Genomic DNA, 23,459 nt, shown 5'->3' on the forward strand with positions numbered 1-23,459 from the left:
CTGCCGCGCAACGTCGTGCCGTTGACCCTGGTGCTGGACAAACGCCACCGGGTGGCCAACGTGTTCCTCGAGCCGGTGCTGGCCGCTGATCTGAAACCCGTGCTCAAGCGACTCACCGCCGAGTGACGGCGGACACCGGCCTAGGCTAGGTCCCCGATGGAACTCACCGAGCTGGCGATGTCGGGACCGCTGCTGCTGGCGGCAGTCCTGGCGCTGGCCGCCGGTGCGGTGTCGTTCGCCTCGCCGTGCGTCGTCCCGCTGGTGCCCGGCTACCTCGCCTACCTCGCCGCGCTGGTCGGTGCGGACGCCCCGGCGGTGACCACCGGCGAGGGCCCCAAGCAAGGCCGCTTCCGGGTGGTCGGTGCCGCGGCGCTGTTCGTTCTCGGGTTCACCGTCGTCTTCGCCGCCGGCATCGGCAGCCTGGTGTGGCTCGCCGACGCCCTGCTGGCCAACCAGGAGCTGCTGCAGCGCATCGGCGGGGTGATCACCATCGTCATGGCCCTGGTGTTCCTGGGCTTCGTCCCGGCGCTGCAACGCGACGTCCGGCCGAAGGTCGTGCCGCGTATGGGCCTGTGGGGCGCCCCGGTGCTCGGCGGCGTCTTCGCCCTCGGCTGGACCCCGTGCCTGGGGCCGACGCTGGCCGGGGTGCTGGCCATCGCCTCGGCGACCGGAGAGAGCGCGGTGCGCGGGTACTTCCTGGTGTTCGTCTACTGCATCGGCCTCGGCCTGCCGTTCCTGCTCATCGCGCTGGGCGCGGGCTGGGCCGTCCGGGCGGCAGGCTGGCTGCGCCGCCGGGTCCGCGCGGTGCAGATCACCGGCGGGGTGCTGTTGCTGGTCGTCGGACTGCTGCTGGTCAGCGGGCTGTGGGCGGACATCGTCGCCTGGCTGCGGGACGGCTTCATCTCCGACACGGAGCTGCCACTGTGACCACCGGATACGTCAACACCCCCGCCCGCAGGGCGCTGGCCTTCGCGCGCAACACCTGGCGCGGCCTCACCTCGATGCGCACCGCGCTGATCCTGCTGTTCCTGCTCGCGCTGGCCGCGCTGCCCGGGGCGATGCTCCCGCAGTACTCGCTGAACACCCCGAAGGTCGATGCCTACATCGCCGAGCACGGCTGGTGGGGCGAGCTGCTGGACGCCCTCGGCTTCTTCGAGGTGTACTCCAGCGCCTGGTTCTCGGCGATCTACCTGCTGCTGATGGTGTCGATCGTCGGCTGCCTGCTGCCCCGATTCCTGGAGTACTACCGGGCGCTGCGGGCCGAGCCGGTGCTCACCCCACGCAACCTGTCCCGCTTGCCGCACTTCCGGACGGCCACCGTCGACGGCACGCCGGAGGAGGTGCTGGCGCGGGCGAAGCAACGGCTGCGCGGGTGGCGGATGGTCGAGCGCACCGAGGACGGCGGGGCCAGCATCAGCGCGGAGCGCGGCTATCTGCGGGAAGCGGGCAACCTGCTGTTCCACTTCTCGATGCTCGGCCTGATCGTGTGCGTGGCACTTGGCAAGCTCTACGGCTACGAGGGGCAGGTCATCGTGCACGCCGGCGGTGGCCCCGAGTCGGAGTTCTGCAATGCGGGCATCTACGCCTACGACTCGTTCGAGCCGGGCCTGCGGGTGGACGGCACGGAGCTGACGTCGTTCTGCATCCGCGTCACCGACTTCACCCCGACGTTCCTGCCGAACGGTCAGCCGTCGTCCTTCCGTGCGCAGGTGCAGTACTCCGCGGGTGAGGATCTGGAAGCCGGCCGGTGGAAGACCCACCAGTTGGAGGTCAACAACCCGCTGCGCACCGAGGGCGACCGGGTCTACCTGCTCGGTCACGGCTTCGCCCCGGAGTTCACGGTGACCTTCCCGGACGGCACCAAGCGGGTGCAGGCCACCCAGTGGCGTCCCGCGGACCAGACGACGTTCTTGTCCGACGGCGCCACGAAGTTCGACCCGCCCGGCATCACCGACTCCCGCGAGCGGCGCACCAAGCAGCTGGCCATCACCGGCCTGTTCGCCCCGACGGCCGCCTTCCAGGGCAAGGTGCTGACGTCGGCGGGCCCGCAGCTGCTCGATCCCGCGGTGGCGGTGGACATCCTGCGCGGGGACCTGGGGCTGGAGAGCGGCCGCGCGCAATCGATCTTCTCGATCGATCAGGACATGATCGAGCAGAAGCGACTCAAACGCGTGGCGCGGGAGAACCTTCGGCCCGGTGAATCCGTGGTTCTGGACGACGGCACCAAGGTCGAGTTCACCGGGGTGAAGCGCTGGGTGTCCCTGCAGGTGTCGCACGACCCCGCACAGGAGGGCGTGCTCGGCTTCGCGGTGGCCACCATGATCGGCCTGCTGATGTCGCTGCTGATCAAGCGGCGGCGGGTGTGGATTCGCGTCACCCCAGCGAGCGACGAAACGTCCGGAACACGTACCGTGGTGCAGGTCGGGGGTTTGGCGAAGACCGATCAAGCCGGCTACGGCGAGGAGTTCGGCGCCATCGCCGACGAACTGCTGCGAACTAAGGAGCAGGCGCGATGACCGCGTATTCGCAATTCAGCGACTTGTCGTACACGACGGCGGCGGCCATTTACGTACTGGCCATGCTGTTCGTGCTGGTGGAGCAGGCGTTCGGGCGAGTGGCCAGGCAGCGGGTGGCGCAGCGCGACCTGGCCAAGCAGCGCGCGCTGGTCGGGGCGGGTGCGCCGGTCGCGGACGGCGACGGCGCCGATGCCACCCACGACGCCGCTGTGCCCGCGGCCCCGTCCGCCGGCAGGCCTGCTTCCGGCCGGCCGGAACGGTTCGGCCGCATGGGCATCGCACTGATGGTGCTCGGCGCGCTGTTGCACGTGGCGGCGCTGGTGTTGCGTGGCCTGGCCGCCGGGCGTGCCCCCTGGGGCAACATGTACGAGTACCTGATGGCGCTGTCGCTGGTGGCGGTGGTGACCTGGCTGGTTCTGGTGCGCAAGTACCCGCTGAGGCACCTGACCGCCTTCGTGCTGCTGCCGGTCGTCTTCTTGATGTTCGTCGGCGGCACGCTGTACGTCGAGGCCGGCCCGCTTGTTCCCGCCCTCCAGTCGTATTGGCTGGTCATTCACGTGGCGGCGGCGATCGTGGCTTCCGGGATGTTCCTGGTGCCCGGGGTGGCCAGCGTGCTGTATCTGATGCGGACCGCCAACGAGGGCAACCCGCGGCGGTTCCGGCGGCTGGCCGAGCGGCTGCCCGGTAAGGACGTGCTGGACCGGATCGCCTACCGCACCAGCGTGCTGGCCTTCCCGATCTACACGTTCGGTGTCTTCGCCGGCGCCATCTGGGCGGAGTCGGCGTGGGGCCGGTTCTGGGACTGGGACCCCAAGGAGACGGTGTCGTTCGTCGCCTGGGTCATCTACGCTGCGTACCTGCATGCCAGGGCGACCGCCGGATGGCGCGGCAAGCCTGCGGCGTGGATCAACACCGCAGGGTTCGCCTGTATCGTGTTCAACTTCTTCTTCATCAACCTCGTCACCGCCGGCCTGCACTCGTACGCGGGCGTCTGACGAGGCAAGTCGCGGGTCACCACTGGGTCGCGACCGCACGTGGTGGCGACTACCGTTGCGCGTGATCGGTGAGCTACTGGTCGGGTGAGTGGAGGACGTCGAGTGAGTGAGCCACACCAGAGCACGGGCCACCCGGCCGCAGAGAGTCCGGCCGAGGCCGGGGCTCAGGAGCAGCGGCCCACCCAGGCCGCCCAGGAGCCCGAGCCCACCACAAGCGCACAAGCGGCGGCCGAGAACCCGCCGGACAGCGTGGACGGTGCCGCGGACGCGGACGCCGACACCGATTCGCACGCCCACCCTCGTGCGCGTGGGCACCACGTCGCCCCGCAGACGGTTCGGCAGGAAGAGGTTCCGCCCGTCGTTCCCGCCGACGAGGTCTACCCGGGAAGCCACGCCGAGTCGGCCCTCGAGCAGACCGTTGCGCATCCGATGGGGTACGGCCACTACGGACTGGCCCAGCCGCCGTCGGGTCCGCTGCCCGCGCAGCAGCCCGGATACCAGCAAGCGTCGGTCGATCAGCAGCATCAGGCCTACCCGCCGACGTCCGCCGGGCAACCGGCTCCCGGCCAGCAGATGCCGGGCGGCCCCCAGGCCCCCGGCCACCAGGCCGGTTACCCGCAGGCGGCCGGTCACCCGCAGGCCCCGATGGCCGCTCCGCAGCAGCCGATGCAGGTGCCCCCGGCGCAGCCGCAGCAGCAGCCCAAGCGCGGCAGGCATGCCCGGGCCAATGGCGACGACCTGGCGTCGGCGCAGCTGATCAAACCGGTGAAGCGGAAGCCGCAGTCCGGGTGGCGCAAGTTCGTCTACGTCGCGTCCGGGCACCTGATCAACCCGGGCGAGAGCCCGAAGGACCGGCTCAAGCGGGAACTGATCACGCGCATCAACCAGCCGCTGCGTGGCTGCTACAAGATCGCCATGTTGAGCCTCAAGGGCGGCGTCGGGAAGACCACGACCACCGCGACCTTGGGCGCGACGTTCGCGTCCCTGCGCGGTGACCGGGTGATCGCCGTCGACGCCAACCCGGACCGGGGGACGCTGTCGCAGAAGATCCCGATGGAGACCACGGCGACCGTGCGGCATCTGCTGCGGGACGCCGACCGGATCACCAAGTACAGCGACATCCGGGCGTACACGTCGCAGGGCTCGAGCAGGTTGGAGATCCTGGCCAGCGAGCAGGACCCGGCGGTGTCCGAGGCGTTCTCGGAGCACGACTACCGCCGCACGGTGGACCTGCTCGAGCACTTCTACAACATCGTGCTCACCGACTGCGGCACCGGCTTGATGCACAGCGCGATGAAAGGCGTGCTGGAGCTGGCCGACGCCCTGGTGGTGGTGTCGTCCGGGTCGGTGGACGGGGCGCGCAGTGCGTCGGCGACGCTGGACTGGCTGGACGCGCACGGTTACGGGGACCTGGTGAAGCGTTCGGTGGCGGTGATCAACTCGGTCCGACCCAAGGCGAGCTCGGTCGACCTGGACAAGCTGGAGGCGCATTTCGGGGCGCGCACCAGGGTGGTGTGTCGGATCCCGTTCGACCCGCACCTGGAGGAAGGCGCGGAGATCGAGCTGGACCGGCTGCAGGAGGAGACCCAGCTGGCGTTGCTGCGGCTGGCCGCCGCGGTGGCGGACGCCTTCCCCACCCAGTAGGGCGTTTGCTGGGCTGGCAGTCTTGCTCGGGGGCGGGGTTGTGGTCCTTGCTGTGGTGCTGGTGGTTGGTGCGCGTGGGTGCGCTGTGTCGTGTCGTGGTCGGGTGGCCGCCATGGCGACGACCGTCGTTTTCAGCCCGACAGGACTCCTCTCAGGCTCAGAACCACGCCCAGCATCGTCGGTCGGCTGTCGCGCATAGGCAGCGCACCCGTGCCAGTGCCCTTCGCCAACCAGCCCCACACACACCACTCAGGCGGTGACGCGGCCTGCCGTCGGGCATGACAAAAGCCGCGGACCGCCTGGGTCCGCGGCTTTCGCTTCGGCGCTACTTGTCCTTGTCCTCTGGCAAGTTCTTGCGGGTCTGCTCGGCCAGCTTGCGCAAGAACTCCGGATCGTCGTCCGGCGCCAACGGACGGGCAGGCCGGCGCTTCTCAGCCGGCACGCCGACCCGTTCCGCGGTGTACATACGCCAGAGGAGCACGGCGACGGCCAGTGCTCCGATCGCCACGAGCAGGTAGTGCATGCCGCTCCTTCCGCGCCGGGGGTTCTCCCTCGAGGTTAACCTTCCCGACCGGTACCGCGCACTCGCCTGCTGTCGCCCGTCGGCGCGACACGTGCCGGCGCCGGGGCGACGATCAGCTGACGCTCTCCGTCGCCTCGGTGGTCAGCTTGGCCAGCAGCTCGTTGACCTCCGATTCGCGGAACCGGCGGTGTCCGCCAGGGGTGCGGATGGAGCCGATCCGCCCGGCCGCGGCCCAGCGGGTCACGGTCTTCGGATCAACGCGGAAGAGTGCTGCCACTTCGCCCGGGGTGAGCAATCGTCCCCCCGACTGAGGCACCGACTGAGTCATCCGTTTCGCCTCCTTACGACTTTTGCTGCGGTCCCCGTGCGATGACCAGGCGGATCATCCCGATCACCACCGACGGGCGGTCTACATCCCAATCGTGTCATCGTACGCATCAAGTACTCGAACGGTTGGGTGAGAGTAAAGGGGAGGTAAGGGCAGGAATCGGGCGCGCGGCTGCATCCCATCGGTGCAATCCGGCGCGGCATTCGGAGCAGACGACTGCAGAGCGTACCGCTTCCCTTGCGGTGCGCAATGGGGTGTCTCCTCCGCAAAACCTGCTCCTCGTCCGGAATCCACCGCGTTCCCGGGTGTGGTCGTCGTGTCGGGTATGCGTGGTGCGGCATCCTGCCGCACGCCCATGCCCGCCGGTGCGTGGCGGTCGGTCACGGCCACACGCCGCCGGTTAGGCTTGACCAGGAGGGCGCGGCGAGCTAAAGGAGCGAAATCCCTGGTGGACCAGGCACCGAAGGACCGGTTCGCGGTCGATCTGACGCTGTATCTGCTGGCCCGGTTCGCCCTGGTGGCGGTCATCACGGTGCTGCTGGTCGCGTTCCGGGTTCCGGTGCTGGTCGCGTTGATCATCGCCATGGTGGTCGGTTTCCCGCTCGGTCTGCTGCTGTTCCGGTCGCTGGCCGCCCGGGTCACCGCCGGGCTGGCGGCACGCGGCGAGCGACGCCGCGCCGAACGGGAAAAACTGCGTGCCCAGTTGCGCGGCGACGTCGAGCCCGACGACGGCCCCGCAGGCGATGCCGCAGACGGCGCCCGCCCCACGGACCCCGCCGACCGCCGTGGCCAGGACGAGGGGCGGTCGTGACGGCGGTGGACCGGGAATGGGTCACCGAGGCGATCCGGGCCATCGACGCGGACGCCAACCGTAGCGCGGACACTCATCTCCTTGTGTTTCCGTTGCCCGAGGACTGGGGCATCGATCTCTACTTGAAGGACGAGTCGGTCCATCCGACCGGTTCGTTGAAACATCGGTTGGCGAGATCGCTTTTCCTCTATGGGCTGGTCAACGGGCAAATCGGGCCATCGACGGTGTTGGTGGAGGCCTCCAGCGGCTCCACCGCCGTGTCCGAGGCCTACTTCGCCAGGATGCTCGGCCTGGACTTCGTCACCGTGGTGCCGCGCAGCACGAGCAAACAGAAGATCGAGCTGATCGAGTTCTACGGCGGCCGGTGCCACTTCGTCGACCGCCCGCCGGAGATGTACCCGGAGGCCGAGCGGCTGGCCGCCGAGTGCGGCGGGTACTACCTGGACCAGTTCACCTACGCCGAGCGGGCGACGGACTGGCGCGGCAACAACAACATCGCCGAGTCGATCTTCACCCAGATGCGCGCCGAACGGCACCCGATACCGCGGTGGATCGTGGTCGGCGCGGGCACCGGCGGCACCAGCGCCACGCTCGGCCGCTATGTGCGGTATCGCCGCCACCCCACGCAGATCGCGGTGGTCGACCCGGAGAACTCGTCGTTCTACTGGGCGTGGAAGACCGGGGCGACGGACTACACCACCGGGATGCCGTCTCGCATCGAGGGGATCGGCCGCCCGCGCGTCGAACCGTCGTTCGTGCCGTCGGTGATCGACGAGATGATCCAGGTGCCGGACGCGGCGTCGATCGCGGCGATCCGGCTGTTGCGCAGGCGCACCGGTCACTGGGCGGGCGGCTCGACCGGCACCAACCTCTACGGGGCCTTCCAGCTCATCGCCAGGATGCTGGAGGCCGGCGAGCAGGGCAGCGTCGTGACATTGCTCTGCGACGGCGGCGAGCGGTACGCGCAGACCTACTACGACGACAACTGGGTGGCGGAGCAGGGCATGGACCTCGACCCGTACACCGAAATCATGGAGAACTTCCTGGCCACCGGCCGGTTCGAGGCTTAGCCGGTCAGCCGAACGCAAGGGCCGCGGCGACCACGACGGACCACAGCAGCATGGCCAGGCCGGTGTCGCGGAGCACGGCGATCAGATCGCGGCCGGTCGCACCGCTGGAGACGGTGCGCGCCGGCTCGGCCGCCACGATCGCGGCGACCACGGCGAACAGCGCGGGCGGGAACCACCACCCCAGGATCAGGGTGAGCAGGAACGGCAGCGCCAGCAGCGTGAGGTAGAGCCGCCGGGTGCCGCGATCGCCCAGCGCGACTGCCAGCGTGCGCTTGCCCGCCTCGGTGTCCGTGGGGATGTCGCGCAGGTTGTTGGCCAGCAACACGGCCGCGGAGAACGATCCGACGGCGACCGAGCACACCACCGCGGCCCAGCTCACCGTTCCTGCCTGGACGTAGGTGGTGCCGAGCACCGCGACCGGCCCGAAGAACACGAAGACCGCGAGCTCGCCGAAGCCCGCGTAGCCGTACGGGCGCTTGCCGCCGGTGTAGAACCACGCGCCGGCAATGCACGCCGCCCCGACCGCCAGCAGCCACCACTGCCTGGTCAGCACCACCAGGGCGAGCCCGGCGACCGCGGCGAAGGCCAGCGCGCCGACCGCGGCAGCCAGTACCTCCGGCGGCCGGGCCGCGCCGGAACCGACCAGCCGCAGCGGGCCGACCCGCTGGTCGTCGGTGCCACGCACCCCGTCGGAGTAGTCGTTGGCGTAGTTGACTCCGATGATCAGGGCCAGGCTGACCACCATGGCCAGGCTGGCACGCACCCAGTCGAACTCGCCCATGGCGGTCGCGGCCCCGGTGCCCGCCAGCACGGGAGCGATCGCGTTGGGCAAGGTGCGGGGACGGGCGCCTTCGATCCACTGCGCGACGGTGGCCATGCCGGCATTCTTTCCTACCCATCTGGCGGGCATCGACCGGCCGCCGGCGCGGTGTTGCCCCGGCGCCGGTCACGACACCGGGGCAACCGGGCTGCCACTCAGCAGGCGGGTGGCGCCTGGCCCACCCGCACGTAGGCCGCGGAGATGTACTTACCGGGGTTGATCCGGAACCACGTGTCGTTGCCCTCGACCACCTGGCCCTTCACCGCGCACTCGATCCGCACCTGGGCGTACTTGGCGGCCAGGCCCACCACGGCGGAGCTGGTGTTGGGTTGCGCGCGCACGTTCAGCACCGGTCCCGAGGTGGCTACGGTCCCCCACGGGCCGCCGACGGTCCACTCGTAGGTCACGATCACCCAGCCGTTGTCGGTGAACCCGAGGCCGTCCCAGAACGTCCCGTCGGCCAGGTCGATGCCCGCCGGGTTGGCCACCTTGCGGCCGAACTGGTCCTTGCCGCCGTTGTAGCCCTCCAGGTACGCGGCCTGGGCCTCCGGCTTACCCTGCGGCAGGTCCTGCCACATCTCCCGGTTGGGGTTCCAGTAGTCGTCCTTGGTGTTCCACGGGCCGACGTCCCACACCGGGGCCCACTCGCACCGGGCGCCGTTCTCCGTGCACACCTGCACCGTGTAGTTGCCGCTGTTCTTGTCGGCCAGCCCCCGGCGGGACGGCAGCGCCACGAAGTGGTCGCGGGCCACGATCACGTGACCGTTCGCGGTCGTCCCGCCCACCAGGCCTTCCCGGGTGGCGAACACTCGGTATCCCTCGGCCGGCCCGGCGACCTCCGCGGTCGGCTTGGCCGAGGCGTCGTAGCTCGCGCTGAGCTCGATCCGAGCCACCTGCGGGCTGCGGGCGTCCGGTGGTGCGGTGAGCACGAGGCGGGCCTGGACGGTCTTGGTCCGGTTCGGCAGCACGGCAGGGGTGTCGGGGAGGACCTCGGTCCACTCCGACCAGGTGCCGTCCGGCCGCTTGCCGCGCACGTCGACGGCCACTTCCGTCCCGTCCGGGATGGCGGCGTCGACGCGTGCGGCAACCCGGTTCACCGGGTGCTGCATGTGCTTGGCAGGGAAGGTCAGGGTGCCGGTCGTCCAGTCGGCGCTCTGCCTGCCGAGATCGCCCGACAGCGTCCAGGAGCCGCCGGACTCGATGATCGTCCGGTTGTCCGGCTCGGTGTTGTCCGGTGTCAGCGCCCACGTGCCTGGTTCGGCGGCCAGGCCGGGAGCGGCCGTCACCCCGACAGTTGCACCGGTGATGAGTACGGCGGACACCGCCGCTGTCAACAGTTTTCGCCCTCGCATGTGAATCCCTCGCTCGGTTTAGTGACCGTGCGCTGAGCAAAAAGGGCGTTCCGTGAGGTGTCAACTCGTAAACGTTTCACTTGGTGAAACGCTCACTCGACAGCGTTAATAAATGTGAATGCGCAGGGTGATCATCATGTGGTGATCGCTGGGCGCTGAGTGTGGTTCTCGAGCGTGAATTCGCTCACGATTCGAGGGCGTCGCGCACCGCGCGACGGTCGACTTTCCCGGGGCCGCGCAACGGGAGTTCGGTGGCGAAGCGCACCACTTTCGGCGCAGCGGCTTTCCCTTCGCCGGCGCGGACATGTGCGCGCAGCTCGGCCACCGAGGGCGGATTCGCCGGGTCGGTGGGCACGACGAGAGCGGACACGACTTCTCCCCATTCCGCGTCCGGAATGCCGACCACCGCGCACGCGCGGACCGCGGGGTGGCCGCGCAGGATCTGCTCGACCGCGGGCGCGGAAACCTTCACCCCGCCGCTGTTGATCACGTCGTCGGCCCGGCCAAGCACTTCCAGCACGCCGTCGGTGATCCGCCCGAGGTCTTCGGTGCGGAACCAACCGTCGTGCAGCTGCCACCGAGGCGCGCAGGCGGATTCGCGATAGCCCGAGGCCAGGACGGCTCCGGACAGCTCGATCCGGCCGGTCGGGCCGATGCGCACCTGAACGCCGTCCAGGGGACGGCCGTCGTAGACGCACCCGCCGCAGGTCTCCGTCATTCCGTAGGAGCTGATGGCTCGTACCCCGGATGTGCGTGCGTGCTCGCGCACTTCCCGGGGCAGTGCGGCACCACCGACGATGATGGCGTCGAACTCCCGGGCGGCTGCCAGCGCAGGTCCGCCCGCCTCGAGCAAGCGGACGAGTTGGGTCGGAACCAGGGCCGTGTAGTGCGGGCCGGGTTCGCTGAGCACCGGCTCGGCCGCGGCCGCGAATGCCTCCGGCCGGAATCCCGCGGACAGGTCCAGCACGCCCGGCTCGTGCCCGCTGAGCACCGAACGGACCAGAACCTGCAGGCCGCCGATGTATTGCGCGGGCGTGGCAAGCAGCCAGCGTCCCGGGCCGCCGAGACGGGCATGCGTGGCGTTGGCCGACGCGGTCAGTGCCGCCGCGGAGAGCAGCACGCCCTTGGGGTGGCCGGTCGAGCCGGACGTGGCGATGAGCACGGCGGTCGAGGAAGGCACCGGGTCGTCCGGCCGCATCGCGGTCACGACGTCCTTCGCCGTCGGGGCGGTCGCGTCGACCGGCAAGACCGGCGTCCCGCCGTCCAGCGCGTCCGCCAACGCCTGGGTCAGCGATCGGATGGACCGTTCGGAACCGTCGACCTCGACTACGCGCACGGCGCCATTGTGCCTGGGGGCCCGCATCGCCCCTGTAACGGAGATTCTTGCCCGATTTCGGGCAAGAAATTGGCGTCAACTGGCCGCTGGCTGTCACTGTGGAAGGCGTGCGTGCTGTCGGAGAGCTCCCGGCCGAGCTCGTTCACCATGTCGCGGCCAGTACCGGCCTGCCGTCGGCGACCGCAGCGCGGGTGGTGGCCGACGTGATCGCCTACTTCGGCGAGACCGTCGAGCAGTACGTGCGCAGGCGGCATGCCGAACTGCGCAGGCGCGGGCACCGCAACGCGGAGATATGGCGGATGCTGGCCGCCGAACTGGCCACCCGGCCGGTCCGGGCGGGCGAGCTGAGCGAACGCCAGCTGCGCCGGATCGTGTACGGCTGATCCGGCGCCGAGGAGACGGAGAGGCAAAACCTACATGTGCGGAATCGTCGGTTACATCGGCGCGCGTCCGGCGTCGGACATCTTGATCGAAGGACTGCATCGGCTGGAGTACCGCGGCTACGACTCCGCGGGTGTGGCGCTGGTGCATCGCGGGCGGCTCAAGGTCACCAAGGCCGCGGTTCGCGTCGCGGAGCTGCGCGAGCGCCTGGACGGCGGTGTGCCCGCCACGATCGGGATCGGCCACACGCGCTGGGCCACCCACGGTGAACCGAACGACGCCAACGCGCACCCCCAGGTCGACGCGGCGAATCGCATCGCCGTGGTGCACAACGGCATGCTGGAGAACGCCGACCAGCTGCGTGCGGAACTGACCGCTGCGGGCGTCGAACTGCGTTCGGACACCGACACCGAGGCGATCGCTCACCTGGTCGCGCAGGCACTCGACGGCGGGGCCTCGTCGTTGCAGGAGGCCGTGCGCACCGCGCTGAGCAAGGTCGACGGGGCCTACGGGCTGGTGGTGCTGGACGCCCGCAACCCCAACGAGCTGGTCGTGGCGCGCAACGGCAGCCCGATCGTCATCGGCATCGGCGACGGCGAGATGTTCGTCGCCTCGGACGTGGCCGCGCTGGTCCGGCACACCCAGCGGGTGGTCTACCTGGACGACGGCGAACTGGCCACCCTCACCGCGGACGGCTTCACCACCAGCGCGGGCGCCAAGACGCCGACCACGGTCGACCTGGACGACGTGGACTACCAGCTCGGCGGCTACCCCGACTTCATGCGCAAGGAGATCGACGAGCAGCCGGACGCCGTGCGGCGTGCGCTGCTGGGCCGGCTCGACGAGCGGTTCGCCACCGCACGCTTGGGCGGCCTCGGCATGGATCCGCGTGAACTCCGCGCGGTGAGCCGGGTGAAGTTCCTCGGCTGCGGCTCCGCCTACTACGCCGGCCAGATCGGCGCCAACCTGGTGGAAGAGCTGGCCCGCATTCCCGCGGACGCCGAGCCGGCGTCGGAGTTCCGCTACCGGAACCCGGTCATCGAGCAGGACACCCTGTACGTCGCGGTCAGCCAGAGCGGCGAGACCGCCGACACCCTGGCCGCGGTGCGCGAGCTGAAGCGCAAGGGCGGACAGGTGATCGGAGTGGTCAACGCGGTCGGCAGCGCGATCGCGCGGGAGTGCGGCAGCGGCGTGTTCCTGCATGCCGGGCCGGAGGTCTCGGTGGCCTCCACCAAGGCCGTCACCAGCATGAGCGTGTGTTTCGCGATGCTGGGTTTGCTGCTCGGCCGGGTGCGGGACCTGTCGGTGGCGCACGGTCAGCGCCTGGTGCGCGGGCTGGCCGCGCTGCCGGAGCAGATCGCGGAAATCATCAAGGACGAGGACGCCATCGCCGAGACGGCCCGGCGGTTCCTGGACGCCAAGCGGATGTTCTTCATCGGCCGGGTGCGCTGCTGGCCGGTGGCCAGGGAAGGCGCGCAGAAGCTGAAGGAGATCTCCTACCTGCATGCCGAGGCCTATCAGGCGGCCGAGCTCAAGCACGGGCCGCTGGCGCTGATCGACGAGGACATGCCGTCCGTGGTGCTGGTGCCCGACGACGAACTGCTGGCCCGCAACATCGCCACCATCGAGCAGATCAAGGCGCGCGGCGGGCCGGTCATCGCGGTGACCAACGCCGAGCTGCCCGACGGCCTGGCCGACGCGGTGCTGCGCATCCCGCGCAACGAGCCGGAGCTGGACCCGATCCTGCTCACCATCCCGCTCCAGCTGTTCGCCTATCACCTGGCCAAGGCGCTGGGCAGGGACATCGACAAGCCGCGCAACCTGGCCAAGAGCGTCACCGTGGAGTAGGCCGCGACGCGGGCGGAACGGTCCCGGCACCGGTGCTCGCCCGGGTGTCCCGGTCGGCCGGTGCGGAGGAACGCCCTGGTCCGGGCGGGTGACACCCGCCGGGGTGGGCGGCTACGCAGGGTCTAACCGGGCCCCCGGGCAAGCCGACATACCTCCCGGAGGATTCCGCGAGGAGAGGACCCGATCATGCGGCGCTCACGCATCCTTGCCCTGCTCGGCGCGGCCGGCATGGCCGCAGGACTGCTCGGCGCGACCAGCGCGGTCGCGGGTGAGCACCGGGGTGGTGGTGCGCCGCAAGTCGTGGCGAAAGGCCTGGACAACCCGCGGGGGCTGGCGTTCGGTCCGCACGGCGCGTTGTACGTGACCGAAGCAGGCTCCGGCGGGTCGGGGCCGTGTTTCGCCGGCCCGGAAGGTGACGAGGTCTGCTGGGGTGCCAGCGGTGCGGTCACCGTGGTACGAGGTCGTCACCAGAAGCGGGCGGCCACCGACATCGGGTCGCTCGCCGCGCCGGACGGCACGCAAGCCATCGGCCCATCGGACATCGCGTTCCGCAACGGCAAGGCTTATGTAACGGTCGGCCTGGGTGCCGACCCGGCGATGCGCGATCAGCTTCCCCTGCTCGGCAGGAAGACCAACGGCTGGCTGCTGAAGAGCGGATGGCACGGGCTCGTCGGCGCCGCGGACGTCGCGCGGTTCGAGGCGAAGAACGACCCGGACAAGGCCGGGCCGGACAGCAACCCGAATTCGGTCGTGGCCGAACGGCGCGGCCAGGCCGTGGTCGACGCGGGCGGCAACACCCTGCTGTGGGTCAAGCACAGCAAGATCCGCGTGCTGGCGAAGTTCCCGGAGCGCACGATCGTCGCGCCGGACTTCCTGGGTCTCCCGCCAGGGACGAAGATCCCGTTGCAGTCGGTGCCGACGTCCGTGGCCAAAGGTCCGGACGGCGCCTACTACGTCGGTGAGCTGACCGGCTTCCCGTTCCCGCATGGCAAGGCGCGGGTGTACAAGGTCAAGCCGGGCCACGAACCCAAGGTGGTGGCCTCCGGCTTCACCAACGTCATCGACATCGGCTTCCACCACGGAAAGCTCTACGTGCTGGAAATCGCGCACGCCGGGCTGCTGAACGCCGAGCAGGACCCACGCGGCGCGCTGTACCGGGTGGGGCACCACGGCAAGAAGCTGATCAAGCACACCGGCCTGGTGATGCCGGGCGGGCTGGCCCTGCGTGGCGGCAACGCCTACATCTCCAACTGCAGCGTGTGCCCGGCGGACGGCAGCTCGCCGCTCGGCACGGGGCACGTGCTGCGGGTTCCGCTCAAGTGATTCGCGGGTGAGGGTCGACGGCCGAGGCGTCCGGTGGCGTCTCGGCCGTCCGCACGTTCTGGCCGTCGGCAGGTTGTGGGCGCGGCGTGTGGGGATTCCGCCACAGCCGTCGGCAGGTTGTGGGCGCGTCCGGATTCCGCCACAGCCACGCGTGCTCGTGGAGCCGGTATGGCGTGGTGGAACTCTCCTGGCGTGCGGCTGCCCTCGCGCGCAGGCACGCATACCCTGGGCGACAGGAGGGCAAATCGCCCAAATGTCGTGGGTGACGCCCACAGGCGTGACGCACCGGCGCACGGTCGATGAGAACGGCCGCCCGACCACGCGTGACGCCCGCGGGCGTCACGCACCGGCCTCTCGCCGCCTGTGCCTCGACGGCGGGGCCGCTTGCCCCGGTGAGCCGGCCGGCACCGGGAGCATTCCTGCGGCGGCTGAAACAATGCAGGGAATCGATCGGAAAGGGAGCGGCTGGTGAACCCGTCGACCGCGCAGGCTCGGGTGATCGTCGACGAGCTGATCCGCAACACGGTCAGCCACGTCGTGCTGTCGCCCGGGTCCCGCAACGCGCCGTTGTCGCTCGCCTTGTACGACGCTGCCGCGGCCGGCCGGATCGAACTGCATGTGCGGATCGACGAACGGTCCGCGGCGTTTCTCGCCCTGGGCATCGCGGCACGCACCGGCCGCCCGGCCGCAGTGGTGTGCACGTCGGGCACCGCCGCCGCCAACTTCCACCCGGCGGTGCTTGAGGCGGACCGGGCGGGCGTCCCGCTCATCGTGCTGACCGCCGACCGGCCGCCGGAGCTGCGTGCCGCGGGCGCCAATCAGGTCATCGAACAGAACAAGCTGTACGGCGACGCGGTCCGTTACTTCGCCGAGCTGGCGGTGGCGGGTGAGCACGCAGGCCAGAACGCCTATTGGCGCAGCCAGATCTGCCGTGCCTGGAGCGCCGCCTACGGGGAGTGGCGGTCCGGGCCGGTGCATCTCAACATCCCGTTCCGCGAGCCGCTGGTGCCGGACGGCGACGACGAATGGAGCGAATCGCTGGACGGTCGCCCGAACGGCCAGCGCTGGACCGAGCTGCCGGACTACGGCGCGGCGCCGGCTTTCGTGATCCCGTCGACCAGGACCGGGCTGGTCGTCACGTGCGATTCCGGTACGTCCGCGGTGAGCGAATGGGCGGCGGAGCACTCCTGGCCGATCATGGCGGAGACCGGGCCCGCCGGGTTGTCCGGGGATTCGGCCGTGACCACCGGTCCGTGGCTGCTCGGCGTGCCGGAGTTCGTCGCCGCGCACCGGCCGGAGCAGGTGCTGTGCATCGGCCGCCCGACCGTGTTCCGGCAGGTGCAGGCGCTGCTCGCCGACGCGGACGTGGAAGTGCTGCTGGTGCGCCCGGACACCGACTGGCCGACCCCCGCGCACAACGTCCGCCAGGTCGGTCAGTGGTTCGCCGAACCGAGCAAACCCGCCGACCAGCAGTGGCTGCAGCGGTGGCAACGGGCCGATCGGCTGGCACGCGAAGCGGTCGCGCGCACCCTGGCCGCCGAGCCGTGGCCGAACGGGCCTGCCATCGCGGCCGAGGTGCTTGCCACGATCCCGGACGGTTCGCTGCTGGTCGTCGGCTCGTCCAACCCCACGCGGGACATCGCGCTGGCTGGCGGTCCGGCGCGGCCGGGGATTGTGGTGCATCGCAATCGGGGCGTGGCGGGCATCGACGGGACCGTGTCCACCGCTGTCGGCGCCGCGCTGGTGCACAGCGCGCACGGGCGTCCCGCCTACGCGCTGGTGGGCGATCTGACGTTCCTGCACGACATCAACGGCCTGCTGCTGGGGCCGAGTGAGAAGCGCCCGGACTTGACCGTCGTGGTGGTCAACGACGACGGCGGAGGGATCTTCTCGCTGCTTGAGCAAGGAGACGACGAGCACGTCGACCGCTTCGAGCGGGTGTTCGGTACCCCGCATGGCGCTGACCTGGGAGCACTGTGCGCGGGGTACGGAGTGCCTTACCAGCTGGTGCGGACGCGTGAGGAGTTCCGAGACGTCCTGCACCCGGCTCCCGGTTTGCGCGTGGTGGAGGTGCGGATCGACCGGTCCGCGCGGCCGATGTTGCACGAGCGGCTGCAGGCCGCGGTCGCCGAAGCGGTGGCCACGCTCAGCGCGTGACGCGGGACGTGCGGAAACGTTTGGTTCCGCTATGGTGCGCATCACTCAGCGCGTGACGCGGGCTGGGACGTGGCGACGAGCTGACGGACCTTGGTCGTGGGCCCCGGTGACCAGTGACCGTGCGGCTCGGTGGCTCGCCTACCGTCTGTGCGCGCGATCGTTGCGGCCGGGCCGAAGTGCGAAAGGGCAAAGCGCGCTGTGGCCACGGTGCTCGAGCTCCATGACGTGATCGATCCGGCGGATACCCGTCAGCTGCGTGCCCGCCCGTCGCGTAACAGCCGCCGGTGACGACGACGCGTGCGGCACCCGGGGTGCGAGTGCCGTCCGGGCCGTTACCCTCAGCGAATGACCAACCAGACGGATGCCAGGCAAGCGGACCGGCGGCGACGGTTGCTGCGCTTGATCGTGCTCGGGGTGGCTGGTCTGGTGACGGTGATGGCCGCCGTGCTGGTCGTGGCCGCCTACCGCAACGACGCGGCCATCGAGGCCAATCGGGTCGCGGCGAACGCCCAAGTGATCTCCCAGGACTGGGCCAGGACCACGGTGCGGTTCACCGGACCGGACGGCCGGGTGTTCATCTCCCAGGACGGCGTGCTCTACCCCGGCGGCCTGGTCGAGGGTCAGCGGCTGCTGGTGGAGTACGACGGCACCAATCCGAACCTGGTGCGGGTCGCCGGCCGGACGGCCGATCTCACCTTGCTCCCAGCGGGCAGCACGGTGGTGATCACGTGGCTGGTGGCCGCCCCGCTGCTGTGGTGGCTGCGGCCGAAGCGCTCCGGTGGTACGGGGAGCGTTGATGCGGCCGCCGGGACAAGCAGCGAAGACAGCGAAGACAAGGTCGGTGACAATTCCGGCGACAACGCCGGTGACAGTGCCGACGACAATGCCGGCGACAATGCCGACGAGAAGGTCGACGACAAGGCGGAGGAGAAGACTGCCGGGAAACCCGGCGAGACAGCCGACAGGAAGGCCGACGGCGATCCGCACCCGGCCGATGCGACGCGAAACTCGACATTCGTGACCGAGGATTAGGCCGGTTCTTGGGCCGATGGGGGACGACTCGGCACATCGGCTGGTCAATGTCGGTCCGGCTCGCTAGGTTCGCCATCGCGACTATCAGGGAGGTATGTCGCGAATTCGGAGGTCACCATGAGCCTGAGGAAACGGGCCGGATTCACCGCGGCCGCCACGGGGCTGACCGTCCTGTTGCTGTCGTCCACCGCGAGCGCCGCCCCCGGGGCGGGTAGTCCGGGGCTGGGGGATCCTTACTATCCGCTCGACGGAAATGGCGGATATGACGTCAGGCATTACGACATCAGTGTGACGTATCAGCCGAAGACCGATCGGCTTTCCGGTACCACGACGATTCTCGCCAAGGCGAAGCAGGACCTCGGCCAGTTCAATCTGGACTTCCTGCTGAACGTGGAATCGGTGTGGGTCAACAACCGCCCGGCGAAATTCACCACCGACGGTGGCGAGCTGGTCGTCGACCCGGCGCAGGATCTGCGCAAGGGCAGTCCGATGCTGGTCGTGGTCAAGTATTCGGACACGCCGCACAAGTACGAGCTGTACGGCTACAACGCGTGGAAGCAGACTTCGACCGGGGCGTTGGCGGTCGACCAGCCGCACATCGCGCCCTGGTGGTTCCCGTCGAACAACCATCCGACGGACAAGGCGACGTTCACCATCTCGGTCGCCGCGCCGAAGGGCCTCGAGGTGATCTCCAACGGCACCTTGATCGCCACCACCCAGCGCACCGACGGCATGGTGCGCTGGCACTGGGTCAGCAAGCAGCCGATGGCCACGTACCTGGCTTTCATGGCGATCGAGGACTACGACATCACCGAAGGCGTGGGGCCGGACGGCAAGCCGTACCTCAACGCATACGCCAAGGATCTGGAGTGGCCCAGCGCCGCCCGGGCGAGCGTCGAACGCACGCCGGAAATCACCGAGTTCCTGGAGACGAAATTCGGCAAGTATCCGTTCGAGACCAATGGTGGCGTCGTCTCCAGCAACGTCGGGTTCGCGCTGGAGACGCAAACCCGACCGGTCTACGATGCCAGGTTCTTCGCCGGCGGCTCCAACACCTACGTGGTCGCGCACGAGCTCGCGCACCAGTGGTACGGCGACTCGGTGTCGCTGAAGTCGTGGGACGAGATCTGGCTCAACGAAGGCTTCGCCTCCTACGCGGAATGGATGTGGTCGGAGGAGCAGGGCCAAGGCACGACGGACGAGATCGCGGAATACATCTACAGCGCGTACGACGCGGACGACCCGTTCTGGACCGTGTTGCCGGGCGACCCGGGTGCGGAGAACCAGTTCCACTCCGCGGTGTACGACCGGGGCGCGATGGCGGTCCACGCGCTGCGCAAGGCGATGGGCGACAAGGCCTTTTTCAAGCTGCTGAAGAAGTGGCCGAAGAAGAACCGCAACGGCTGGGGCAGCACGCCGGAGCTGATCAAGCTGGCCGAGCGGCTGTCCGGCAAGCAGCTCGACGAGGTGTTCCAGACCTGGCTGTACACCCCGAGCAAGCCGGCCACCAGCCCCAACGGTGAGCTGGCCGAGGCAACAGCTGCCGTCCGATCCGCGCAGGCGGAGCAGGCACAGGTCAAGGAGCCGAAGTCGCTGGCCAAGATCAAGCGGACGCACGCGTTGCTGCATCAGCGGGATGCGGCACACAACTAGCCGAACGATGCCGTTGGCGGGCCGTGCGGCGTGCGGCCGGAACGGACCGCCAACGGCGCACGTCGGATCGGACATGCGTGGCAAAGCACACATGTTGCAGGCGGCCGTGCTGTTGGCACTGCTGATGATGCTGCACGCGCTGACCAGCGCCATGCCTACTGAGCCCAGGCGCGACTCGGAGGCGAGTGCACGGCGGGGCGTCGACCCCACGGATGTGCGCACGAACGCACGTCCCTGAGACCCCTGCCTCGCCATACGCGGGCTTACCGGGACGCCTGGCCCAAGCGGGTTACCGGTGCCGCCGCCCAGCCCGGGTGTGGGCTCTCTGCCCGGGCGCGGTGGCGGATCTGGTGAAGTACGGCCGCTGGGTACGGGTCACGTTCCCTTTCCGGGCGCGGTGGCGTCCCGGCTGACTGCGGTGCTCCTCCGGCACGGTGGCGGTCCGGACCTGGCCACGGCGGCCAGGTCCTCGTAGGCCCGGCGGGGGCCGGGCGGGATGCGGGTCGGTGCTAATGCCTCAGGCGGGTCTCGGCGCGCAGCCGGCTCTTGGCGCGGTCGTCCGGGAGGGTTTGAACGGCCGCAGGTGGGTTGTCTTGGTGTCGGCCCGGCGTGGCCGTGACGGTGCTCTCCTACGTTGATGCTTCGGCGTGTTGGCCGGTCTGCTTGGGTGCCCGGCCTCGGACGGTTGCTGGCCTCGTCACCCAGCCGCGGTGCGGGCGGTCTGTCCGGCACCGTGGAGTCCTGGCTGAGGTGCGGATGCGGGCGCTTCGTCCGGGCGCGGGTGTTCTGGCCGGGGCAGGTTCGTGCGCACCGGCTCACTCGGGACTCGGTGTGTTGGCGTGGCGGGGGATGCCGCAGGTCGAGGGCTCGGTGTGCCCGGCTGGGCCTCGGGGGTCGAGGCCCAGCCCCGTGCTGGCGCCTGGGCGCAGGCCTCAGTGATCGACCTTCGCGGCGACCTCGGCCAGCCGAGCGGTTCGGGCACCGTGCCAGGATGCGCGGTTCGGCACCGCGTCAGGATCGCGTCGGTTCCAAGCGCGGCGGGGCGATGGTGCTCGTGCGCGTTCTGCTGACCTGCCGTGCACGGACGGTGACCGGCGAGACCCGTCGGCCAGGGCCCGCTGACCAGGGCGACTAGGCTGGCCCCATGGTGCGCGCCAGCCTGGACAAGAATCCGCGCGAAGTCGCCGCGATGTTCGACGGCGTCGCGAAGGGCTACGACCGAGCGAACTCGTTCATGACGTTCGGGTTCGATCGCCGGTGGCGCGTGTTCACCAGCCGCACGTTGGATGCCCGGCCCGGGGAGAAGGTGTTGGACCTGGCCGCCGGCACCGGAGTGTCCACCGTGGAGTTCGGTCATGCCGGCGCCTGGGTGGTGGCCGCCGACTTCTCCCTCGGCATGCTGCAGCAGGGGAAGCGGAAGCGGCCGGGCCTGCCGATGGTCGCCGCCGACGCGTTGCACCTGCCGTTCGCCGACGAGGCGTTCGACGCCGCGACCATCTGCTTCGGCCTGCGGAACTTCGTCGACCCGGGTGCGGCTTTGCGGGAGATCGCGCGGGTGGTGCGGCCCGGTGGCCGGCTGGTGATCTGCGAGGTGTCCACGCCGCCGTTCGCGCCGATCCGCTACCTGCACCGCAAGGTGCTGCTGCAACTGCCCAAGTGGATCGGCAAGCGCGCCTCGTCCAATCCCGAGGCGTACTCGTACCTGTCCGAGTCGTCCGCTGCCTGGCCCGCGCAGCGCGAACTCGGGGAGATCATCGCCGCGGCAGGCTGGGAAGACGTCGAGTGGATCAACCTGACATTCGGCGTCGTCGCGGTGCACCGAGCCGTCAAGCCGGCCAGACCCCAGGCCGCGCCGGAGGCCGCGCGCACCGACCAGCCGGCTCGCGAGCCCGAGTCAGCCGCACCGCAAACGCGCTGACGAGCGCGCTCGACTCTGGATCCTGCCAAGCGGCGACCGGAGTGGCGACCGGAGTGTTGCCTCGCTTTGCGGACTGCCGGGTACCTCTCAGGTCACAACGCGCGGAATTGCCGTGAGTGTGACCTCTACAGTTGCGTCTATGACGCAGAGCAGCAGCAGGCGCGGCCCGATGGACGACGCCGAGGTGATCGTTGTTGGTGCAGGTCCGGCGGGGTCGACCGCGGCGACGTATCTCGCTCGTGCCGGGCTGGACGTGCTGCTGCTGGAGAAGACCACCTTCCCGCGCGAGAAGGTCTGCGGCGACGGGCTCACCCCGCGCGGGGTCAAGCAGCTGATCGACCTCGGCATCGACACCCGCGAGGAAGCCGGCTGGGTGCACAGCACCGGACTGCGCATCCTGGCCGGCGACATCACGCTGGAACTGCCGTGGCCGGAGCTCACCAGCTATCCGCCGTACGGCGTCTCCCGCACCCGGCACGACTTCGACCACCTGCTGGCGCAGACCGCCCAGAAGGCAGGAGCCCGGCTGTACGAGAAGACCAACGTCACCGAGGCCGTGGTCGAGCGCGGCCGGGTGGTCGGGGTCAAGGCACTGGTCGGGCCGGAGCGGCAGCCGGTGACGTATCGCGCACCGTTGGTGCTGGCCGCCGACGGGGTCAACGCGAAACTGGCCCGAAGTGTGGGCATCGAGCGCAACGACAAGCGGCCGATGGGCGTGGCCGTGCGCCGGTACTACCGGAGCCCGCGCCACAACGAGCCGTTCATCGAGGGCCACCTCGAGCTGTGGGATCGCCGTGACCCGAAGAACCCCCGGCTGCTGCCCGGGTACGGCTGGGTCTTCCCGTTGGGCGACGGCACGGTGAACGTCGGTCTGGGCGTGCTGTCCACCTCCCCGGCTTTCCGGAACACCGACTACCGCGCGCTGCTGCGCACGTGGCTGGAATCCACACCGGAGGAGTGGGGCCTCCGCGAGGAGAACGCGGTGGGCAAGATCGGCGGTGCCGGGCTGCCCATGGGTTTCAATCGCACCCCGCACTACAAGGACGGCTTGCTGCTGCTCGGCGACGCGGGTGGCATGGTGAGCCCGTTCAACGGCGAAGGAATCGCCGCGGCCATGGAATCCGCCCAGCTGGCCGCCGAACACGTGGTGCAAGCCCTGGCCCGGCCGGCCGGACCGTCCCGGGAGCGGGCCCTGCACGGCTACACGATCGCCCTGCGGGAACGCATGGGCGGCTACTACCGGCTCGGCAACGCCTTCGCCAAAGCCATCGGCAAGCCCACGGTCATGCGCGTCGCCACCCGCTACGGCCTGCGGATCAACAAGCTCATCCCGCTGATCTACAAGGGCCTGTCCGGCTGCTACGACGCCCGCGGTGGGGACGCGGTGGACCGCTTGATCGCGGCGGCCTCGCGCATCACCCCGGCGCCACGCTAGGCCCACGCGGCGCCACAGAAGCAGCGCGGCCCCCGGCCCGGGCCACCACCGAGCGCAGGGCAGAGGGCTCCCGGGCCAGGCACAGGGCAGGGGCAGGCCGTCGGCCACCGAAGCCAAGGCAGGTGCGGACTCCCGGCCCGGGTCGCTCATCGAGTGCGGGTCAGGTGTGGATTTTCTGGGGATCGCGTTCTCGGCCGGGCAGAGGGCGGCGTGATTTTCGGGCGGTGTTGCCATCGGGGGTCGCAGTCGGACGCCGGGCGGTGTGGACTCCCGCCTCAGGTCGCCACTGAACGCGGGGTGGGCGTGTCTCCCGCCCC

Annotated in this window: 19 protein-coding genes; 14 read left to right on the plus strand and 5 right to left on the minus strand. The window is 69.9% G+C overall.

Features of this window, described 5'->3' with window-relative positions; all coding sequences use genetic code 11:
• Positions 1–156: 156 nt before the first annotated feature.
• From CXP56_RS06355 to CXP56_RS06370, 4 genes are all read left to right on the plus strand, one after another.
• Complete coding sequence (locus CXP56_RS06355; protein ID WP_028846921.1) at positions 157–927, plus strand: cytochrome c biogenesis CcdA family protein; 771 nt, start codon at positions 157–159, stop codon at positions 925–927.
• A complete protein-coding gene (gene resB / locus CXP56_RS06360; RefSeq protein WP_028846920.1) occupies positions 924–2,516 on the plus strand; it encodes a cytochrome c biogenesis protein ResB in 1,593 nt (530 codons plus the stop codon). Before CXP56_RS06355 ends, resB begins: the two co-directional genes overlap by 4 nt.
• A complete protein-coding gene (ccsB, locus tag CXP56_RS06365; protein WP_028846919.1) occupies positions 2,513–3,511 on the plus strand; it encodes a c-type cytochrome biogenesis protein CcsB in 999 nt (332 codons plus the stop codon). The genes resB and ccsB overlap by 4 nt, the downstream gene beginning before the upstream one ends.
• 429 nt (positions 3,512–3,940) lie before the next feature.
• On the plus strand, positions 3,941–5,155 hold the full coding sequence (locus tag CXP56_RS06370; RefSeq protein WP_502694565.1) for a MinD/ParA family ATP-binding protein: 1,215 nt from the start codon (positions 3,941–3,943) through the stop codon (positions 5,153–5,155).
• A gap of 325 nt (positions 5,156–5,480) precedes the next feature.
• Here the strand turns inward: CXP56_RS06370 and CXP56_RS06375 are convergent, their stop codons facing one another.
• Together CXP56_RS06375 and CXP56_RS06380 are read right to left on the minus strand one after the other, a co-directional pair.
• Positions 5,481–5,678, minus strand: coding sequence for a hypothetical protein (locus CXP56_RS06375; protein WP_028846918.1), 198 nt, complete (start codon positions 5,676–5,678; stop codon positions 5,481–5,483).
• Between the two features lie 112 nt (positions 5,679–5,790).
• Positions 5,791–6,006, minus strand: a complete 216-nt coding sequence (locus CXP56_RS06380) for a BldC family transcriptional regulator (protein ID WP_028846917.1) — start codon at positions 6,004–6,006, stop codon at positions 5,791–5,793.
• A 448-nt stretch (positions 6,007–6,454) separates the two neighbouring features.
• Here CXP56_RS06380 and CXP56_RS06385 point away from each other — a divergent pair, with 448 nt between their 5' ends.
• Both CXP56_RS06385 and cds1 read left to right on the plus strand, forming a co-directional pair.
• On the plus strand, positions 6,455–6,817 hold the full coding sequence (locus tag CXP56_RS06385; RefSeq protein ID WP_028846916.1) for a DUF4229 domain-containing protein: 363 nt from the start codon (positions 6,455–6,457) through the stop codon (positions 6,815–6,817).
• A gap of 5 nt (positions 6,818–6,822) precedes the next feature.
• Positions 6,823–7,887 (plus strand): L-cysteine desulfhydrase Cds1, encoded by a 1,065-nt coding sequence (gene cds1, locus CXP56_RS06390; RefSeq protein WP_028846915.1) that lies wholly within the window; start codon positions 6,823–6,825, stop codon positions 7,885–7,887.
• 4 nt (positions 7,888–7,891) lie between these two features.
• Here cds1 and CXP56_RS06395 read toward each other — a convergent pair whose 3' ends face one another.
• The 3 genes from CXP56_RS06395 to menE all read right to left on the minus strand — a co-directional run bounded on the left by CXP56_RS06395 (position 7,892) and on the right by menE (position 11,395).
• Positions 7,892–8,764, minus strand: a complete 873-nt coding sequence (locus tag CXP56_RS06395) for a 1,4-dihydroxy-2-naphthoate polyprenyltransferase (protein WP_286900364.1) — start codon at positions 8,762–8,764, stop codon at positions 7,892–7,894.
• Between the two features lie 98 nt (positions 8,765–8,862).
• Positions 8,863–10,029, minus strand: coding sequence for a DUF8814 domain-containing protein (locus CXP56_RS06400; RefSeq protein WP_286900366.1), 1,167 nt, complete (start codon positions 10,027–10,029; stop codon positions 8,863–8,865).
• Positions 10,030–10,243: 214 nt separating this feature from the next.
• On the minus strand, positions 10,244–11,395 hold the full coding sequence (menE, locus tag CXP56_RS06405; protein WP_028846912.1) for an o-succinylbenzoate--CoA ligase: 1,152 nt from the start codon (positions 11,393–11,395) through the stop codon (positions 10,244–10,246).
• 107 nt (positions 11,396–11,502) lie between these two features.
• Between menE and CXP56_RS06410 the strand changes: the two genes are divergently transcribed.
• The 8 genes from CXP56_RS06410 (at position 11,503) to CXP56_RS06445 (ending at position 23,142) form a co-directional block, all read left to right on the plus strand.
• Positions 11,503–11,778 carry a hypothetical protein gene (locus CXP56_RS06410; RefSeq protein ID WP_028846911.1) on the plus strand — a complete coding sequence of 92 codons (276 nt, stop codon included), beginning with the start codon at positions 11,503–11,505 and terminating at the stop codon, positions 11,776–11,778.
• Between the two features lie 34 nt (positions 11,779–11,812).
• Positions 11,813–13,624 (plus strand): glutamine--fructose-6-phosphate transaminase (isomerizing), encoded by a 1,812-nt coding sequence (glmS, locus tag CXP56_RS06415; RefSeq protein ID WP_028846910.1) that lies wholly within the window; start codon positions 11,813–11,815, stop codon positions 13,622–13,624.
• Positions 13,625–13,810: 186 nt separating this feature from the next.
• The gene (locus CXP56_RS06420; protein WP_286900372.1) at positions 13,811–14,947 is read left to right on the plus strand and encodes a ScyD/ScyE family protein; all 1,137 of its coding nucleotides are present in this window, start codon (positions 13,811–13,813) and stop codon (positions 14,945–14,947) included.
• A 468-nt stretch (positions 14,948–15,415) separates the two neighbouring features.
• Positions 15,416–17,104, plus strand: coding sequence for a 2-succinyl-5-enolpyruvyl-6-hydroxy-3-cyclohexene-1-carboxylic-acid synthase (gene menD / locus CXP56_RS06425; protein WP_028846908.1), 1,689 nt, complete (start codon positions 15,416–15,418; stop codon positions 17,102–17,104).
• A gap of 345 nt (positions 17,105–17,449) precedes the next feature.
• The gene (locus CXP56_RS19000; protein WP_342665095.1) at positions 17,450–18,136 is read left to right on the plus strand and encodes a DUF3592 domain-containing protein; all 687 of its coding nucleotides are present in this window, start codon (positions 17,450–17,452) and stop codon (positions 18,134–18,136) included.
• Between the two features lie 117 nt (positions 18,137–18,253).
• Positions 18,254–19,789 carry a M1 family metallopeptidase gene (locus CXP56_RS06435; RefSeq protein ID WP_286900375.1) on the plus strand — a complete coding sequence of 512 codons (1,536 nt, stop codon included), beginning with the start codon at positions 18,254–18,256 and terminating at the stop codon, positions 19,787–19,789.
• Between the two features lie 1,144 nt (positions 19,790–20,933).
• Positions 20,934–21,707, plus strand: a complete 774-nt coding sequence (locus CXP56_RS06440; protein WP_084609050.1) for a class I SAM-dependent methyltransferase — start codon at positions 20,934–20,936, stop codon at positions 21,705–21,707.
• A gap of 139 nt (positions 21,708–21,846) precedes the next feature.
• Complete coding sequence (locus CXP56_RS06445) at positions 21,847–23,142, plus strand: geranylgeranyl reductase family protein (protein WP_051309910.1); 1,296 nt, start codon at positions 21,847–21,849, stop codon at positions 23,140–23,142.
• Positions 23,143–23,459 lie beyond the last annotated feature (317 nt).

It is taken from the genome of Thermocrispum sp. (assembly GCF_002919275.1).
Lineage (GTDB): Bacteria > Actinomycetota > Actinomycetes > Mycobacteriales > Pseudonocardiaceae > Thermocrispum > Thermocrispum agreste.